Origin of the sequence: Frankia sp. AgB1.9 (genome assembly GCF_016786355.1) — a bacterium.
In the GTDB taxonomy this organism is placed as follows: Bacteria; Actinomycetota; Actinomycetes; order Frankiales; family Frankiaceae; genus Pseudofrankia.
The window spans coordinates 1-17,445 of sequence record NZ_JADWYX010000165.1; the positions used below are offsets into that span (position 1 = coordinate 1).

13 protein-coding genes, 1 pseudogene and 1 riboswitch are annotated in these 17,445 nt (G+C 71.1%); of the genes and pseudogenes, 5 read left to right on the plus strand and 9 right to left on the minus strand.

The genetic code is table 11. From position 1 onward, the window contains the following. Positions 1-559: 559 nt before the first annotated feature. Together I6A60_RS37495 and I6A60_RS37500 are read left to right on the plus strand one after the other, a co-directional pair. The gene (locus I6A60_RS37495; protein WP_203055829.1) at positions 560-1,138 is read left to right on the plus strand and encodes a hypothetical protein; all 579 of its coding nucleotides are present in this window, start codon (positions 560-562) and stop codon (positions 1,136-1,138) included. Between the two features lie 531 nt (positions 1,139-1,669). Next, positions 1,670-3,055 (plus strand): replication initiator, encoded by a 1,386-nt coding sequence (locus I6A60_RS37500; protein ID WP_307874070.1) that lies wholly within the window; start codon positions 1,670-1,672, stop codon positions 3,053-3,055. 505 nt (positions 3,056-3,560) lie between these two features. Here I6A60_RS37500 and I6A60_RS37505 read toward each other — a convergent pair. The 5 genes from I6A60_RS37505 to I6A60_RS37525 form a co-directional block, all read right to left on the minus strand. Continuing rightward, a complete protein-coding gene (locus I6A60_RS37505; RefSeq protein WP_203017164.1) occupies positions 3,561-5,120 on the minus strand; it encodes a recombinase family protein in 1,560 nt (519 codons plus the stop codon). A gap of 237 nt (positions 5,121-5,357) precedes the next feature. Beyond that, positions 5,358-6,248, minus strand: a complete 891-nt coding sequence (locus I6A60_RS37510; protein WP_203017167.1) for a hypothetical protein — start codon at positions 6,246-6,248, stop codon at positions 5,358-5,360. A 417-nt stretch (positions 6,249-6,665) separates the two neighbouring features. Then, a complete protein-coding gene (locus tag I6A60_RS37515) occupies positions 6,666-7,730 on the minus strand; it encodes a C40 family peptidase (protein ID WP_203022105.1) in 1,065 nt (354 codons plus the stop codon). 7 nt (positions 7,731-7,737) lie between these two features. Beyond that, a riboswitch (cyclic di-AMP (ydaO/yuaA leader) is annotated at positions 7,738-7,943 on the minus strand. A gap of 499 nt (positions 7,944-8,442) precedes the next feature. Next, positions 8,443-9,507 (minus strand): hypothetical protein, encoded by a 1,065-nt coding sequence (locus I6A60_RS43820; protein WP_307874069.1) that lies wholly within the window; start codon positions 9,505-9,507, stop codon positions 8,443-8,445. Positions 9,508-9,710: 203 nt separating this feature from the next. Beyond that, positions 9,711-10,205, minus strand: coding sequence for a hypothetical protein (locus tag I6A60_RS37525; RefSeq protein ID WP_238437058.1), 495 nt, complete (start codon positions 10,203-10,205; stop codon positions 9,711-9,713). A 402-nt stretch (positions 10,206-10,607) separates the two neighbouring features. Here I6A60_RS37525 and I6A60_RS37530 point away from each other — a divergent pair, with 402 nt between their 5' ends. Then, positions 10,608-11,537, plus strand: a complete 930-nt coding sequence (locus I6A60_RS37530) for a hemerythrin domain-containing protein (protein WP_203022107.1) — start codon at positions 10,608-10,610, stop codon at positions 11,535-11,537. Between the two features lie 47 nt (positions 11,538-11,584). Here the strand turns inward: I6A60_RS37530 and I6A60_RS37535 are convergent, their stop codons facing one another. Then, positions 11,585-12,178 carry an NUDIX hydrolase gene (locus I6A60_RS37535; protein WP_203022108.1) on the minus strand — a complete coding sequence of 198 codons (594 nt, stop codon included), beginning with the start codon at positions 12,176-12,178 and terminating at the stop codon, positions 11,585-11,587. Between the two features lie 17 nt (positions 12,179-12,195). Continuing rightward, positions 12,196-12,861 carry a TIGR03085 family metal-binding protein gene (locus tag I6A60_RS37540; protein ID WP_238437059.1) on the minus strand — a complete coding sequence of 222 codons (666 nt, stop codon included), beginning with the start codon at positions 12,859-12,861 and terminating at the stop codon, positions 12,196-12,198. 562 nt (positions 12,862-13,423) lie between these two features. Here I6A60_RS37540 and I6A60_RS37545 point away from each other — a divergent pair. Together I6A60_RS37545 and I6A60_RS37550 are read left to right on the plus strand one after the other, a co-directional pair. Next, complete coding sequence (locus I6A60_RS37545; RefSeq protein WP_203022110.1) at positions 13,424-13,912, plus strand: CD225/dispanin family protein; 489 nt, start codon at positions 13,424-13,426, stop codon at positions 13,910-13,912. 239 nt (positions 13,913-14,151) lie between these two features. Further along, on the plus strand, positions 14,152-14,628 hold the full coding sequence (locus tag I6A60_RS37550) for a CD225/dispanin family protein (RefSeq protein WP_203022111.1): 477 nt from the start codon (positions 14,152-14,154) through the stop codon (positions 14,626-14,628). An 82-nt stretch (positions 14,629-14,710) separates the two neighbouring features. On the opposite strand, the gene I6A60_RS37555 is transcribed toward I6A60_RS37550, so the two are convergent. Both I6A60_RS37555 and I6A60_RS37560 read right to left on the minus strand, forming a co-directional pair. Further along, positions 14,711-17,053 (minus strand): FtsX-like permease family protein, encoded by a 2,343-nt coding sequence (locus I6A60_RS37555; protein ID WP_203022112.1) that lies wholly within the window; start codon positions 17,051-17,053, stop codon positions 14,711-14,713. Further along, positions 17,053-17,445: pseudogene (locus tag I6A60_RS37560) on the minus strand (ABC transporter ATP-binding protein); the annotation flags it as partial. The gene I6A60_RS37555 and the pseudogene I6A60_RS37560, both read right to left, overlap by 1 nt.

Here is a 17,445-nt window from a genome sequence, read left to right on the forward strand (position 1 = left end):
CCCCGGGCGCGGCGCCGGCCGGCGCGGCGGGCGCGCGCGCGGCCGCCCACGCCACCAGGAGCCGGGGGGCCTGTACGGGCGTGACGGGAAGCCGTCGACGCGCGAGGAACGATCACCTACCAAGCACCGATGATCTCCGTCTCTGTGGCGGGGGTCCGGTTGGACGTGACCGATGGGTTACCCATCGAGGACGGGGAGAGGGATGGACGGGCCGGATCGCCGTGCTTTCTTGTGTGCCGGTGTCGCTGCCCCGGCGGCGCTCGGGACTACCGACGTGGGCAGCGCCGGGGAGGCGGGGGCGGCGATTGACGATGGTCTGGCGACGCATGCGGCCCGGTGGGATGCGACTCCGATGGCGACGGTGCTTGCGGACTGTGAGCGGTGGACGGTGCTGTGCCGGACGGTCGGGGTGGCGAGTAGTCCGCAATGGCGACGTCGCGGGGGTCGGGTGTCGTTGTTGGCGGCCCGTGCCTATTTGGACAGTGGCCGGCCGGATGGGGCGTTGGCGTTGGCGCAGCGGGCGCGGGTCACTGCGCGGGGTGTGGAGGATTTCCGGACGGTGCTGCACGGGGATCTCGTGGCGGCGGAGGTGTGGGACGCTGCCCAGCCTGGGAGCTATGACGTGCCGCTTCGGATCCTGGCGCAGGTTCGCCAGCGTGGCGGGACGAGCTGGATCGCGGCGACGGCGGCGATGTTGGCCGCGAACCTCAGTGCCCGCCGCGGTGACGTGGAAGGCGCGATGACCCTGGTGAGGGGTGGTGAGTTCCTGGCCGAACGGCTGGGCGCTCCTGAGCCCGGGGAGTACACGAGCGCGCATCTGGCGGCGTTCGGCGCGAGCGCGCTGGTCCGGGCGGGTCTGCTGTCGGAAGCCCGTCCGCGCCTGGAGATGGCGGCGTTCCTGGCGGAGGCGCAGGGTCCGGGCCTGCGCTCGGCGGTGCAGATGTACCGGTCCTCGGCAGCGTTGACGGGCGGCGACCGGGCGCAGGCGGCGGAGTACGCGCGTGCGGCGCTGGGGCTTTCGGCGGGGCGGCCGGCGGCGTGGCTGGCTCGCTCGGTGCTCGGGCAGGCTCGGCGGGCTCGTGGCCAGGATGGCTGGGAGGCGCTGGCCTACCGGGTGGCGTCCTGGCAGATGATGTAGCGGCGATCGGCTGCTACGGGCGGGGCTACCGGCAACGGCGGATTGCGCCTGTCCGGTTCCGGGCTGGGTCGCGTTTTTCGCGAGACACCGCGTGGTCTCGTGGCGTAATATTGGTTTTGGCCGACTGGCGGAAGCCATAAACAAACCCAAAATTTGCCCTGACACCGGTTCGGGTGTTCGCCATGGTCAAGCCGACGCATAACTCAAACATTTCGGCCATAGGGCTGCACTGGCTTGACGGGGACACCACCTAGCGCTTGGCGTGACCCTCCGCTTTCTTAGGGCGGTGGGTATCCCGGGCGCACCCACTCCACACCGTGGAGTGGGTGGCTGCGCAAGTCACAGCCGCGCCTTTTTTCACTTGGGTTCACCTGTAGTTTCGTGCTGCCCGCGTGCGGTGTTCTGACACCGTGCGCTGATGGCGCCTCGCGGTGTTCTGTCCGTGGGGCGTCGGGTTGTGCGCTGCTGTGAGTGGCTGGTGCGCGGCTGGGCTTGCTCTCCTGGGTGGGAGCGTGTCCGGTGGCGGACGCCGTGGTTTCCAAAGCGGGTGGCTGCGTACGGCCGGTACGGCTGGCGGGCCGGTCTGATCATGTGGACGTGGGCACGGGCGAGATGCGCCGCGCGCCCGTCCCGACGACAGTGCATGTGCGCTGCAACAACCGGCGCGCGTCGGCGTGCCCGGATTGCAGCCGTCTCTATCAACGTGACGCCCGTCGGATCGTCGTTCAGGGTCTTAGCTCGGACGACGGCGCGGGCTATGCGGGGTGTCCTGCCTGGTTCGTGACGCTGACTGCGCCGAGTTTCGGGCCGGTGCATTCCCGGCGGGCCGGTAAAGGCGCGGAATCCCGGGTGTGTCGGCAGCGTCGGGGTACCTGTGAGCATGGCCGGGCGTTGGCGTGCACGGCTCGGCATGCGGCGGATGACAAGCGGCTCGGGGAGCCGATCTGTCCGCGCTGTTTCGACTACGGCCGGGCTGTGGTGTGGAACGCGATGGTTCCCGCGCTGTGGAAGGCGACGCGGGATCGGTTGGAATCCGCGGTGGCGTCGGCGGCGGGTCTGTCGGTGGCGGGTTTGCGCCGTGTGGTGCGGGTGTCGTTTGTGAAGGTCGCGGAGATGCAGCGCCGGGGCTTGGTCCATCTGCACCTGGTCATCCGCGTCGATGGACGCACGGCCGACGGCGATCGGACGGCGGCGCCGGGCTGGGCGTCCGGGGACCTGGTCGCGGACTGCCTGCGGGCCGTCGTCGCGTCGGTCGGTGTCGATGTGCCCGATCCGGCGTCGGTCGCGCTGCTCGACGCGTCGGGTGCGTTGCCGGTGCAGGCGTCGGCGGATGGCCGCTGGTCGGTCGGTTGGGGCGCCCAGGTCGACATCCGTCGTATCCGGCTGGGCGGTGAGATGGATGCGGTCAAGGTCGGGAACTACCTGGCGAAGTATCTGACCAAGTCCGTCGGTGACGACGACGCGCTGAACGCCCCGGTCCGCTCACTGGGCCATCTGCGGCGGCTGCGGCTGCGGGATCACCAGCGGCGCTTGGTGGAGACCTGCTGGCGCCTCGGCTCAGACCAGGCATTCAGCACGGCGCTCGATGAGGCGGCCGGTCGCGCTCCGGGCCGGTTGCCGGGGTTGATCCGCTGGTCGCACGCGCATGGGTTCGGCGGTCACTGGGTCGGGAAAAGCCGCAGATACAGCACGACCTTCGGCGCGGTGCGCGCGGTGCGGCGACGTTGGGCGCGGGTGTTCTCGGCCGCGTTGAGCGGTCGTCCGTTCGGCACCGACGATGCGGGCGGTTTCGTCGCGCTCGATGAGTTCGGCCGCCCGGACGGTGATCCAGCAACGGTGGTGCTTGGCCAGTGGCGCTATGCCGGCCGGGGCCGTGACCCAGGTAAAGGCACGGGCGGTTCGGGTGGTGGGTCGTGAGCCGGGCTCGTGGTCCGCGGCGGGTGGCGGGTGAGGTCGCGCTGCCGTTCGAGGACGACCACGAGGAGGCGGCTGGCCGGTTGGACGTGCCGGGGCTGATGGTCGGCCCGGCGGTGAGTACCGAAGGTTCGGTCCTGGCCTCTGCGCCTGTCCCGGTTGCTGTGGTCGCTGGGGTGACGGAACCGGTGGGGGTGGGTGGGTGGGCCCGCCGGCCGCCGGCGGCGCTGCCCTCGGGTGAGCAGTCGTGCGGTGGCGCTCGGCCGTCGGCCGGTCGTGCGTCGGGGGCTCGGCGTCGGGGCCGCTGCGCGGGCCGGGCGTCGAGTCGTGCGGCGGTGGCGTCGCCGGAGGAGTGGGGGCGGGTTCAGGCGCTACGGGCGCCCCGGTGGACACCGGAACAGCGGGCGCATGCGGCGGCGCTGTTCGGTCTGGTGCCCCCTGAGCCGGCGTCGGCGTTGCCGGCGGCGCCCCGGGTGTGGCGTCGGGCCTGACCTGGCCGGACGGCCGGCTACTTCCATTGGGGGTCCAACAGGTCCGGGTCGAACGGCGCCCCCCGGCGCGGGCTTTTCGCCACGATGACGGCGTGTAGGTAGTCCTCGATGATCGCGCGTCGGTGGGGCAGGGTGTAGCTGTCCCACTCGGCGCGGATGTTCGCGGGGGCGGCCTTCACGGTCTCGACGCGGGCGGTGTGGCGGGCGCGGTTGGCCAACAGGCCGCGTTCCTCATCCTCGAAATGCTTGATCTGGGGAAAGTAGCGGTCGCCAGAGATCTGCTTGGCCCGGTAGGCGTCGTTCAACTCCTCGATCCGGAGGCGGACGTCGGCTAGCTCGGCTTCCTTCGGCCACGTCTCGTCCACGGCCGGTGGGGCGTCGGCTAGCTCCAACTCGACTTTGTTGATCAGTGCGGCGATGATGTACCGGTCGGTCTTGGGGCCGTTGCGGGCGACCTTCCCACAGCCGTAGGTCGACGCGGGACACAGATAGTGATGGCCGTAGGGGCTCGCGGTCCCCATCATCGGCCGGTTGCACTCGCCACACCGCACGATCCCGGTCAGGAGGTATTTGCGGGCGTTCTGCCCTCGGCTGCGGGTGCCGTCGGGCCGCGCGCCGATGACGGCCACGGCCCGTTCCCACGTCTCGGGGGTCAGGATGGGTTCCCATTCGCCGATGACGGGGGTGCCGTCGGGGCCGTGGACGACTTCGACGAACGTGCATTGCTCGCCGGTTTCCGGGTCGGTCTCGTAGACGGTGCGCCCTCGCCAGCCACAGAGCCGGGGGTTGCGCAGCATCTGTTTGGCCTGGGTGAGCTGCCATGCCTTGCCGCGGGTGCCGGTGATCCCGTCCCGGTTCCACTCGGTCACGATCGCCGTGAGCGGTACCCCGTCCAACAGGCGGCTGACGCACTTGGTCAGGATCTCGCTCTCGACCGGGTGCAGGGTCCGCCGGTCGTCGTTCCATCCGAACGGCCGCGGCCCTCCGGTGATCTTTCCCGTCTGTTGCATGTCCAGGTGCCAGCGGCGCACCCGGCGTGCGGTGTCGGCAGAGGACTTGTTGGCCATCGCGACCAGGATGCGGGCGGTGAACTTCCCGCCATCGGTCAGCAGATCAAACCCACCGGTCAGGCCGACGATCGGGCGGCGGTGATGCTCCACGATCTCAATGGCGTCTTCGAGGTCGCGGGGGTCACGGGCCAACCGGTCCAGGTCCGCAACGATGACCGCGTCGATCACTCCGGCGCGCAGGTCGGCGAGCATCCGTTGCCACACCGGGCGGATCACCCGATACACCCACGACCCGTCGGGCTGGACGATCCGCTTCTTCTTGTACGCGGACGTGTCGTTCTCCTCGTAGATCGGCTCACAGACGATCCCACCGACTGAGGTGACCCACGCCCGTTCGTCGGCCTCCTGGCGGGCCACACCCTTCGCGTCGTCGTCCGCGTCATCGGAGATTCGTGTGTAGAGGCCGAAGCGGACACCCTCGAAACTCGGCGCCACGCCCAACGGGGACATGGTCACCGGGGGTGCCACGGTGGCCGGTCGGACCGTGCCGTTTCGGCTGGTTACCATACGTTGATTATAGGTTGGCCGGGTTACTGCCCGCAGAAACCGAACCCGTGCGACCTGGGCCTCCCGTTCGTGCGCCCTAGTACGTGATTCAGCTCGTAGCGCGCGAGAACTCGCCCTCACCTCGTGCGTCACGCGACGAGGCTCGTCGGCGCGTCGTCTCCGGACAGGCACGTCCTCCACCGCCCCAGTTCCGACGACACGGTGACCCATCAGGAACATTCGGGTCTATTACGCTCGTTACGAATGCCGCGCCGCGTTAAGAGCAGCTGCGATCTTATCCCTCTCGCTGAGAAGGTTCGGCGAAGGCGCGGAACCCGCCTGTATTACCGAATTGAATTTTCGAAGCTGCGTTTCGAGGCACGAAATGTTGTCGTACGTGGCCCGCCCCGGGATTGTCACGCGCGACACGAACCACACATTACCTTCGATCGGCGGCGAAATGACCGCAAACCGGCCGACCGTCAGGAACTTGCGACTCCCATCCATAATGGACAGGTCAAAGTCGTATAACCAATGGTCGAAATGCTCCACGTCGTACATATCCGGCCCGACGGTTACCGTCAGACGACCGAGCGACCGGGCGTCCACGGAAAATCGAATCTGGTCTACAGCCTCATAGGGAAGCGCCAGTTCGCGTGCTGGAATTCTTACCGAGTAGCGCCCTTCAACACCCAGCGGTCCGCTCGGAGCCGACGCCAGCGAACAGTCGCTAAAATTGTAAGCGTGGCGAATCTCAACCTTAACCTCTGATATCAGAGCCGCGCTATCCGAGTCGTTCTGCACGGTAGTGTCAATCGAAGGTGCGCCCTCCAGGTCGCCACCAACAGGGGCAGCAGCCGCCGCTGGGGTAGGACTAACCTCATCCACTTGACCCACGGACGCGGCGACAACCTTCAAACTGCCGGAAGTGCTATGGTCAAAGTCATTGGACAAAGTCGAAGGAAGGGCCACCAAAAGACTCAATACCCCGACAATTCCGCCGACCACCGTCCAAAAGGCAACTGAACGATCGCTTAGCCATTGACGGCCATCGGGTTGCGGGTCCGGATCGGGTTGCGGGTCCGGATCGGGTTGCGGGTCCGGATCGGGTTGCGGGTCCGGATCGGGTTGCGGGTCGCCAGTGCTCATCAGTGCATCCCCCGTGCCTAGCAGCCGTATCGAGTATCGCTTGTCAGGTGCCGCTAGAACCTGTAGGCGTAGGGCAGCCCGATGAGGATGTCTGTCATGTCGGCTGATGATCGGGGCCGACCGAACGGCCGACCGAACACCGGACAACACGCTTGGCGAAGATCGTTGCGAATAATCCATACGGTTTCAAGGGCGGCCTTCGGCCGCGCGCCCGGCCCCCCCCCCCCCCCCCCCCCCCGGGGGGCCCGCCCCCCCCCCCCCGCCCGCCCCCCCGGCCCCCCCGGGGGGGCCCCCGGGGGGGGGGGGCCCCGGGGGCCCCCCCCCCCCCCGCCCCCCCCCCCGCGGGGGCCGGGCTACCTCGCCGGTCTGCGCGGCCGGTTCGAGGAACCGGCCAGCCGCCCGGGGGCGGCCAGGTCCTTACAGGACGCGCCCGACGTAGTAGGTCGTGCTGTAGATGGACTCGAGCTTGACCACGTCGCCGCTGTGCGGCGCGGCCCACATCTGCCCGTCGCCGGCGTAGATGCCGACGTGGTAGATGCTGCCCGGCGAGCCGAAGAAGATCAGGTCGCCGACCTGCTTGTGCGCCGAGTCGACGTGGAGGGTGGCCTCGTACTGGGCTTCCGCCGTCCGGGGCAGGTTGCGGCCCAGCTGCTTGTAGACGTACTGGACGAGGCTGGAGCAGTCGAACGAGTCCGGCCCGTTGGCCCCGTAGACGTAGGGCTTGCCGGCCTGCAACGAGGCCAGGTAGACGGCCTTCGAACCGAGGTCGCCGTTCGTCGGAGCGTTGATCGTGATGCCCCGGGATGCCGACACGGCCGGCTTCGCCATGACGTTCAGCGTGCCCACGTTGTCCGCGACCGCGGACTGCAGCGCGTCGGTGCCGTCGAACACCGCGGTGATCTGGGTGGTGGTGAGCACCCGCGCGGTGTACGAGGTGTAGCCGCTGCCGTTCGTCGTCAGGTGCAGGAAGGTGGCGAACCCGGTCGGCAGCTTCACCTGGACCTTGACCAGCTGGTTGGCCAGCGGCTGGTTGGTGTCCTTGTTGGTCAGCTGGAAGCCGACCTCGACCGCCTGGTCGGCGTAGACGTTCACGTTCGGGTTCGTGATGTGCAGGTCGACGTCGGCCTTGGAGGCGAGCGCCGGGGCGGCCAGGTCGGACGCCGTGCCGCTGTCCGCGGACGCGAGGGTCGACGCGAGGCTGACCGGGTGGACCATGGTGCTGCCGCTGCTCCCCCCGGCGCCGAGGGCGCTCGCGAGGTTCAGGCCGGTCGTGGCGGTGCCATCTCCGGTGAAGGCGTCGTTTGTGTGGTCCGCGGCTGGGGAACAGCCGGCAAGAGCGATTCCGGATACGGCGATGGCACCGGTGGTTGCCGCGGCGACCGCGGTCCGGCCTTTCGCCTTGGCGACCACGGAGAGGCCGCGGTGACGGCCCCGGCTGGTACTGAGCCGGGCGTCGGTATCCCAAACGGAGGGCGCAGACAAGTCTCGCTGGTCCTTCCCGTACGCCTACGAGGTGAGCTGTCGGGTTCGGGCTGGGCTGCCCGGCCCCCGCGCGACTGGCGCGCGAGGGGCTTCACCCCAAGGCCAGCGCTTTCGCGCCGGCCGGTCTTGCACGGGTGGTTCCCCCGCTCCTGCCCGTGGTGACGACTCGGAGGGGACACCGGGACCGCGGGCAGGATTCGGCGTTCGGTCCGGTGGTTGGGCTGACGTCGTGGAGAAGACTAGTCCACGTGGATGATGACGGTAAACGCAGGTACCGCCGAAACGTCTGGTCTTTCACGAAACGTCGGTTCACAGACGGCGTGTCGCTCTGTCACGGTCCCGGTCGCTGACGGCTATCGGTGGTGCCGTCTGCCTGGGTAGCGGGGGTTGCGACCGCCGTGGTCGGTACTACCGGTAATCTTGACACTACGCGAAGATGTCATGATCGGCCCGAGAGACCACGGAGCGAACACTTTCCGTTGCGGGCCCCGGGGGTGTGGTACCGGGCACACCCCCTATGCCGAGTGGGCCTATCGGGCTAGACGCGCATCACCCTAAATGTGGTTGCCGCGCAAGGTAATAGGACTCAAACGTAAGGACCAAGGTCCCAAATCGCAACGGGAAGCCCGGCGTGGCCGCCTGCGGCAACCGAGCCGGGCGGCCGGGAGTCGCTGCCCGGTTGCGGCCCGCGCGTGGCCGGCAACCCCTGCCGCTAAGGCAGTTCGCCCGGCTGCTGACGCGGGGCGCGCCGGGTGATGAAGCCGGCGCGGTCGAGCACCTGCAGCTCGATCGCCAGCTCCAGCACTTCGCGCGGGAGGGTCCGGTGCATCGCCTGCATCGCCTCGACCGCGGCCCTGGCCCGCTCGGCGAGCTCGTCGAGCGCGTGCTGGCGCTGGCGCATCCGGGCGCGCTCCTCCTGGATGGTGCGGACCGTCTCCTCTTGCCAGCGCCTGGTGAGGACCAGATGCTCGCTTGCGTCGGCGGCCTGGCGCTTGGCCTCCTCCAGCCGGTCCAGCAGCTGGTCGAGCTGTTCGAGGCGGCCGGCGAGCTCCAGCATGTCGCCCCGGCCGATCCCGGGGAACCGCTGGTCCTCCCACCCGACCGGCGGGGTCTGCTGGTCCAGTGGGTCCTGTGGGTCCTGCGGCCCCGTTGAGGACTGCAGCACCGCCGGGATGTACGGGCCTGGCGGGGAGGGCGGCTCGGTGCCCGGAGGCGGCGTGGCCGGGGCTGGAACGAGCGGGTGTGGTCTGGTCGGAACCAGGGCACCGAAGTAGTCCGCGAAGGACGGCGGCGTCGGGTCGGTGGCCGCTGGCGGGCCGCCGGCGTCGTACCCGGCGGCGGGGACGGCCGCGCTCTCGGGCTCCAGGCCGTCCGGTCCCGCGAACACGGCACGGGAGCTGAGGCCCTGCTCGACCGCGAAGCCATCCCCGACCACGAACCCGCGCTCGACCGCGAACCCGTCCCCGACCGAGAACCCGGCTCCGTCAGGCGCCGCGAACCCGGCCTCATCCTGGGCCGCAAACCCGGCTCCATCATGGGCCGCAAACCCGGCGGATGGCGCGGCTTCGCCGGCGCCGAGGCCGTTTCCGGTCGTCGCGTGGCGAGGCCCGGTCGAGGGGTCCACGCCACCGGGGGCCAGGCCGTCGGCGGGGAGGACGTCCGGGCCTGAGCCAAGCGGCGCGTCGACGGTGCCGTCGGGCACGGTGACGTGGATGTAGGCGCTGTCGATCGCCCGTTCCGGTCCAGTGAGGCTGTGCGGGCCGGTCACATCCGACACGGTTCGTAACGGTAGCCCAGACCACGCGGAAGCGCGGCAAGATACCCCGTCTCGCTAGTCCGTACGCGAATCCACGACGGAAAGCGATGGCCTCATCACTGCTTCAGGCCCTGCCCGGTCTCGGTGCGGCAACGGGTCCGTAGCCCGCGGTTCGGCGGCGAACAGGTCGGTGGCCAGCGGGTTCGTGGCCGGTGCGCCGGTGGTCACCGGCTGCCCACCGGCGCACCGGTAGGCAGCGGTGGCCTGGGTGCCGGCGGTGGCTGTCCGGGTGCCGGCGGCGCCCAACGCAGGTCCCGGCTCCAGCCGCCGTCGATGACCGAGCCGCACGCGTCGACGATCGCCCAGTCGACGACCTGGTCGACGTCGACGACGACCGCCCGGCCCATCCGGATGTGGGCGAGCGACGGGTGCACCGCGTCGTTGAGGCAGCGGCCCTCCAAGCGGGCCCGGGCCCGCCACGAACGGGCGAGCACCCAGGGCGCCTCCGACCCGCCCGGGATCGCCAGCCGGTGCCGGACGATGACGTGGCCGAGCGGCGGCAGCTGCCCCTGGAGGAACCGCTGGCGCAGCTGCCCCAGTTGCCCACGGGCGCGCACCACGGCGGCCGCGGTCGTGCTGTCGGGGCCGGCGGATCGGCCGGCGGCCGGGTCTCCGGGCCTGGCCGGCGCGTCGAGGGACCGGCTGGTCGGCCGCACCATGACGGTCGTACCGTCCGGCAGCGAGAACCGATCGGATCGGCTCCTCGAGGCCGGCGGGGACCCCGGGGCAGCGGTGCCAACCATGTCGCCAGGGTAGTCGATATCTTCCGCAGCGTAGAAATTGGGCCGTCGGTCTGACACTCGCAGCGCTCGTTGAACACCACCCACGACGGGAAGTGGATCGGGTAGCGGTGCGAACGGAGAAGACGCCGCGGATGGTCACTTTCCGTGACATCGCGTCGACGTGCTCGCCGACGGCCATACCGGCGTCGTGAGCGGGCAGGAATCCGGTGTTCGGCGGTCGGTCGGTTCGCGGCCGACCGGGCCGGGGCCTGCCCGCCCAGGCTGTCATGGCCGCGCTCCCGTCCCTGGTGGAGCGGGCGCCGCGCCCAGGAGGTGCACATGCGCTACAGGACGCTGACGAAGCCGGCGACGGCCACGAAGCGGCTGACGAGCAGGCTGGCGAAGCGGACGACCCGTCGGTCTCAGGCCACCTCGCCGCGACAGGATGCCGCGGCGGCTGGCGGGCCCGACGGCAGAGCCTGGGTGGACGACGGCGCCGCGGCGCCGGGACCGCGGGCCTCGGGCCGGCCACTGGCCCAGGGCGGGTTGGCCAGCATGGTCGGCCCGGTCCACCGGGACGCGACCCGGCTCGCCGCCTGGGTCGCCGAAGGGGCGCCGAGTGACGCCGATCCTCGGCAGATTCACCACGCCGGCGACGCGGCCGTCGCGGCGATGTGCCAGCACCTCGCGACCATGGACCGGCTGGTCTATCCCGACGTGGCTCAGGTGCTGCCGCATACCGAGGGCGCCATCGCCCGGCTGCGCGCGGACGCGCACGAGATGGTGTTGACCATGCGCGGCCTTCAGCAGGTCGCGCAGGGCGACACGCACGGCCGGGGGAAGGCGACCGCTGAGCTTCGCCGGGGCTTCCTGGCCGCGATCTCCGACCATGGCCTGATCGAGGAGGAGCTGCTGCGCGAGTACGACGACGCGGCGCCCGCCTGGCGCCGGGACCGGCTGGTCGCCGAGTACGAGCGGTTGCTGCCGCGCGCGCCCAGCCGCCCGCACCCGTACCTGTTCGCGCGCGGGCCGTTCGCCAGCACGCTGAGATTCGGCGTGCTCGGCCGGTTCGATGAGCTGCTGGACACCATGGACGCCCGCGAGCTGCCCTGGGCGCCGGTCCGGGCGCCGGGCAGGGTCGGCCCGTGGGGGGCCTGGCTGCTGGGTCAGCCGCCGCGCACGGGCGGCCTTCCCAGCAAGGACAAGGCCAAGGTCGACTCCACCTCGGCGCCGGCGGGCCGGGAGCGGGAGGGCCAGCGGCCCGGCTGAGCGCTCGGGCCATCCCGTGACGGGGGCCGCCGCTGGGCCGTGGCCGATCAGGTCAGGTCCATGGGCCCTTCGTCGGTGCCGTGCGCGAGCCAGCCACTGACCAGGGACGCGAGCCGGCGGGGGTAGACGGTCTCGGCCGTGGCGCGTACCTCGTCGAGGGTCCACCAGCGCCAGTCGAGGGTCGACTTCCGCTCCAGGTCGGTCCATGCCGCGGCGTCGACGTCGACCCGCTCGGGCAGCCGCACCACGAAGAAGGACTCCTGCTGGACGTAGTGCCGGCCGGCGAACTGGAAGCGCGAGACCCGGGTGGCGGCGACGGGGCCGACGTCGGTGAGCCGGATGCCGACCTCTTCGGAGATCTCCCGGATCGCGCCCTGCTGGGGGCTCTCACCGGGGTCGAGACCGCCGCCGGGCACGTGCCACCAGGTCGGCGAGTCGGCCAGGAACGGGTCGTGCGCCCGGATCAGCAGGAACGCGTCGGATGGGTCGAGCAGCACCACCCGGCCGGCCACCCGCGCGGTCGCGTCCGCTGGCCCGTTCGGATCCTCGGCCGAGGGAGCGGCCGTGGCCAGGTCGAGCCCCGCGGGCGCGGCCGGCGTCGGTTCCAGCGTCGTCGGCAGGTCCTCGCGCGGAGCGTCCACGGCACCCAGCCTGCCAGCTACAGGCCGAGCGGCGTCTTCTCCAGCGTCGCGATGAGGGCTGGGTCACCCGTGACCTCGATCTGGGCGGCGGACCGCCGGCCGAACCCGTAGAGCAGCAGCTCCGCGGCCGGGCCCCGCAGCGTCACGGCAGGCTCGCCTTTGCGGGCGACGACGCGGCTCGGACCGGAGGCCACAGGAGACGTGGTGCTGTCGGTCCGCCCGAGAACCAGGCCGAAGGGCACGCGGCGGTAGGACAGGCGCGCCATCCGGCGGACCGACGCCCACAGCTTCTCGCGCAGCTCGGGGCTGAGCTGCCGGGCCGGCACCGCCTCGGGCGCCCCGCCGCGCCGGACGTCCTCCCCGTGCACGAAGAACTCGACCAGGTTCGTGGCGTCATCGAACGCGCGGATCCGGGACGGCTGCCAGGCCGGCGCACCGGACCGGAAGACCGTCAGCAGCTCGGGGAACGTGCGCGCGGTCCGGGTCGCCTTCTCGGCGCGCTCCGTGATCCCGTGCAGCTTCGGAATGATCAATCCCGGGCTGGCCTTGGGCACCCGCTCCCGGGTCACCAGGTGTGCCACGAGGTCGTAGGTGTCCCATCCCTCGCACAGCGTCGGGTGATCCGGCCCGGCGGCTTCGATGACGTCCGCGAGCAGTGCCCGTTCGTCGCGCGCGCTTCCCATGCGGGCACTGTAGGTCCGTCGTGCCGTGACGTGCATCGCCTGCGGAATCCCTTTGCCGGGGCTTTACCGGAGCCGGGTCCGGTCGTATTCCATCGGCTGTTTTTCGCGAGACGGTCGCTGGCTGTATCGCCCGGGCCGGGGTGGTCGCGTCGGTGGGCTGTTCCCGGGCCGGCCACGGGCCTCGCGGCCCGGTCACGGGGCCGCCGCGGTACGTCGCCGGCGGTCTGACCGCACGGGCCGGGTGGGCCGGCCGAGCTGGGCGAAGATGTGTGGGCATTGGGCATTGTGGCTGCGCAGGGCCCGTGTGGCGTGGGCCGGTTGTGCCACAATGTGCCGCGCTGCCTGGGCGGACGGACCTGCTCGGGTGGTGGTCTGGCGGTGAGCAGGAGGAGAACGTGATGTCGACCCGGCTGGGCCGGACCCGCCGGCGGGTCGGCCGGGCGCGATGTCGACTTTCGGACATCCCGCACCGAGTCGCGGGGCGAGCCGGTACCAGTCGACACGGATGTCCAAAAGAACCGGGCGCGGCTAGCGCGACGAATCGAAAGGCGCGGTCCCGACCGTGACGACACCACCGCCCTATGGCTCCCCGAACCCCTATGGCTCCCCGAACCCGTACGGCTCCCCGAACCCGTACGGTCAGCAGCCGGGCCCCCCGCCGGGCGGCTACGGAGCACCCCAGGAGCCGGGTTACGGCTTTGGCCAGCAGCCGCCGGTCTACGGGGGCGGACTGCCCGGCTACCCGGCCGGTGGGCCGCCCCAGCAGCCGTACGGCGGCACGCCGATCCCGAACTACCTGTGGCAGTCGATCGTCGTGACGATCCTCTGCTGTCTGCCCGCCGGAGTCGTGGCGATCGTGAACGCCTCCCGGGTCCAGAGCCGCCAGCAGCTGGGCGACATCCAGGGCGCCCTGGACGCGTCCCGGCGGGCGCGGACCTGGTGCATCGTCTCGCTGGTCGTCGGGCTGGTTCTGATCGTTCTCGACCTCGTCCTGGTCGCCACCGGCGCGATGAGCACCAGTTTCTCCACCCACGCCTCCTACAACGCCTGACCTGTGCGGCCCGGGTTGTCGGGCCGGCTGTCGCCGGCTGGCCATCCGGTGCGGTGGCCGCGCGGACTTGGGTACCCGGTGTGCGCCCCTAGCCCGGTATCTCGTAGCTTCTGCTGACCTGTCGGAAACGCCTCGGCGCTGACCCTCCGACCGCTCCACGATCTCGATCGGTACCGAAACCGACGGCGCTTCCGTAACGGGAGCGATCAGGAATTCACCGAAAGGCGCGGCCCGCGACCGTGACGACTCCTCCGCCCTACGGCAACCCAGGCGACCCTTACGGTCAGCAGCCCGGTTACGGCCAGCAGCCGGGATACGGCCAGCAGCCGGGTTATGGTCAGCAGCCCTATGGCCAGCCCGGTTACGGCCAGCAGCCCGGCTATGGCCAGCCGGCCTATGGCACGCCTCCGCCCGGCTACCCGGCGCCCGGTGGCTTCGGCACGCCTCCGCCCGGTGGCGCGCCGATCCCGAACTACCTGTGGCAGTCGATCGTCGTCACCCTGCTCTGCTGCCTTCCGGCCGGCATCGTGGCGATCGTGAACGCCACCCGCGTGCAGCCCAAGCAGCAGCTGGGCGACATCCAGGGCGCGCTTGACTGCTCCAAGCGGGCGCGGACCTGGTGCATCGTGTCGGCTGTTTCCGCCGTCGCGTTCTGGGTTCTGTACGTCATTGTTTTCGTCATCATCATTGGCTCGATCAGCAGCAGTAGCAGCTAGCCATTCACCGCGGCACCCGGGCCTGACACTCCGAGTCCGGTGGTTCCCCCAGTTGACCAGGCAACCACCGGACTCCTGGCGGCTACTCCCAGCGGAGCAGGTCGCTGACGGGGCGGCGGACCAGGCCGCGCGCGGCGGCGGCGCCGGTGGCGCCGGCGAGGGCCAGCGTGGCCAGCGCGATGCCGACCAGGAACCACGCGGACGGCATCCGCCCGATTCCGGGGCCAAGGCCGATGCTGTCGGACACCGCGTCGACCTGCAGCCTGAAGACCAGCAGCCCCACCGGGATGCCGACGACCAGTGCGAGCGCCGCGAGGCCCAGGGCCGCGACCGTGCCCTGGCCGACGATCTGTCGTGGCGTGAGCCCGAGCGCGCTGGTGACCGCGATATCCCGGGCGTTCTCCCGGTTCGACGCGATCAGCGAGTACAGCATGTTGGTCAGCGCGACGAGCGCGAGCATCAGAATGATCGTCGTCGTCACCGACTCGATGATCGCCCGGCCGGTGATGCTGGAGCTCTGGCTGGAGATCTCGACCCCGTCGCCGAGTCGCTTCGACAGGGCGGCCTGCACCGTCGAAGCGGACGCGCCCGGCGTCAGCGTCATCCGGTACTGGCTTGGCGCCGCGAGCGGCCCGAGGTCCGACACCGGCATGACCAGGATCTGCCCGCTGTCCTCGGTGGTCCGGTACCAGCCGACGATGTGGACGGGATGGTCCACGCCGCCGATGTTGACGGTCGTCGTCTCGCCGACCCGCAGCCCCAGCTCGTCGAGCAGTCCGTAGCCGACGGCGGCCTCGCCGGCCGCGGCTGGTAGCCGGCCGGCCCCGACCCGGTAACCCGGTGCGCGCGGCCCGCCGAACGCGCGGACCCGGAAGGTCAGGTCCTCGTCGCTGCCACGTCGCTCGGTCTCCGACCACCAGCCGGAGATCCCGGGCGTCTGGTTCAGCGCCGCCTCGACCGTGCCGGGCGCGACGTCCCCCCGGCTGACCATCACCTGCCACGGGTCACCGGTGGCGGCCGGGTTGGTGAGCGCGTGCGAGACGGTGAGATGCCACCCGCCGCTGACGACGGCCCCGGTCACCGCGACCAGCAGCGTCAGCGCGGTGAGTGCGCCGCGGACCGGTCGGGCGGCGAGGCGACCCATACCGAGGAAGGCCAGCCGGCCGGGGACCAGCGCCGTGAGTCGAGCGAGTGGGCCGCCGCGCTGGCCGGCCGCCGGCGCATCCCGCAGGGCGGCGACGATCGACGCCCGGCCGGCGCGCACCGCACCCACCAGCGTGGCGAGGGCGAGCAGCAGGAGCAGCGCTCCGCCGCTGACCAGCAGGTCACTCACCGCCCAGTGCGGCGCCGGCCGGCCGGTCACCGTCGCGCCGACATCGACGTTCGGCGCCAGCTCCGTCGCGGCGACCCAGCCGAGCACCGCGGCCACCACCCCGAGCACCAGATGCTCGACCAGCAGCGCCGCGGCGAGCTGGGCCGGTCGGACGCCCACAGCGGCGAACAGGGCCATCTCTCGCCGCCTGGTAACCATCCGGCTGGTCATCGAGCCGGCGACGATCACGCCCACGGCGACGAGCAGGAAGACACCGAACGCCGAAACGATCTTCCCGAAGATCTGTTCCATCCGGACCAGATCACCCCGGGTGCTCGGCCAGGTGTTCGTCCCGAGGACCGCGGGGCCGAGCTGGGCGATGACCGTGCTGGAGACGGTTTCGGCCGAGACCCCTGGGGCGTCCTCGACCCAGTAGGTGACGCCGTCGGCGGGCCCGACCCTCGACAGGCCGGCGTCTGAGATCCACAGCCGGGCCTGGCCACACTGCGGGAAGCCGCAGTCGGTCAGCTCGTTCGCGGTGCCGGCGATCGTGAAGGGAACGTCGCCGCCCGGGCCGCGCAGCGCGAGGTGGTCACCGGGGTGCAGCCCCAGGTCCGCGGCCACGCTGCGCTCCAGCACGATCTCGTTCGCTCCCCGCAGCCAGCGCCCGGCCACCAGAACCGGATGGTTCACGGCGACCGCCGGGTCGGCCAGCGTGGTGACTTCGCTGTGGTATTCGCCGCTCGTGCCCGCGCTGCCTGCCGGCGAGGCCGGGACCACGAGGGTGGTGTCCAGGAAGCGCAGCGGCCCGACGACCGTGCGGACTCCGGGGATCTGGCGCAGCTGGGCGGCCAGGGCGGTGGGCGACGCCGTCGTGCCACCGGGAGTGGCCTGGCCGGGCTTGTCGATGGTCGAGTCATGCGCCCAGACGACGACGTCGGCGACATTGGTGCGCTCGGCGAGACGGTCGATCGCCTTGGTGCCTTGGCCGCTGACCACGAGGCCGATGGACAACCCCAGTGCGGAGAGGGCGAGAACCAGCACGGTGACCGCGATTCCGGCGCGACTGCGACCGCGCAGGCCGGCGAGTGCGAGCAGCAGAACGGTGCGCATTACCAACTCCCCAGCCCGAGCAGGTCGTTGAGGTCGCTGCCGCCTGGCGCCCCGCGCGTCCCGTCGACGCCGTCCTCGGCGACAAGCTCGTCGGCTGCCTCGTGGAGCGAGGTCTCGCCGGCTTCGTCCGCGTCGAGCGCACCGTTCGGGCCGGCGGGTGGAGAGTCGCCGGCACGGCGGCCGGCGGGCCGGCGTTCGTCGATGATCTGGCCGTCGCGCAGGAAGATGACCCGGTCGGCGGCCGCGGCGACGGCGTAGTCGTGGGTCACCATGATCAGGGTCTGGCCGCGCCGGTGCTCCTCACGGAGCAACTCGACGACGCGGCGGGAGGCAGCCGTGTCCAGTGCGCCGGTGGGCTCGTCGGCCAGCACCAGGTCGGGTCGGGTCGCGAT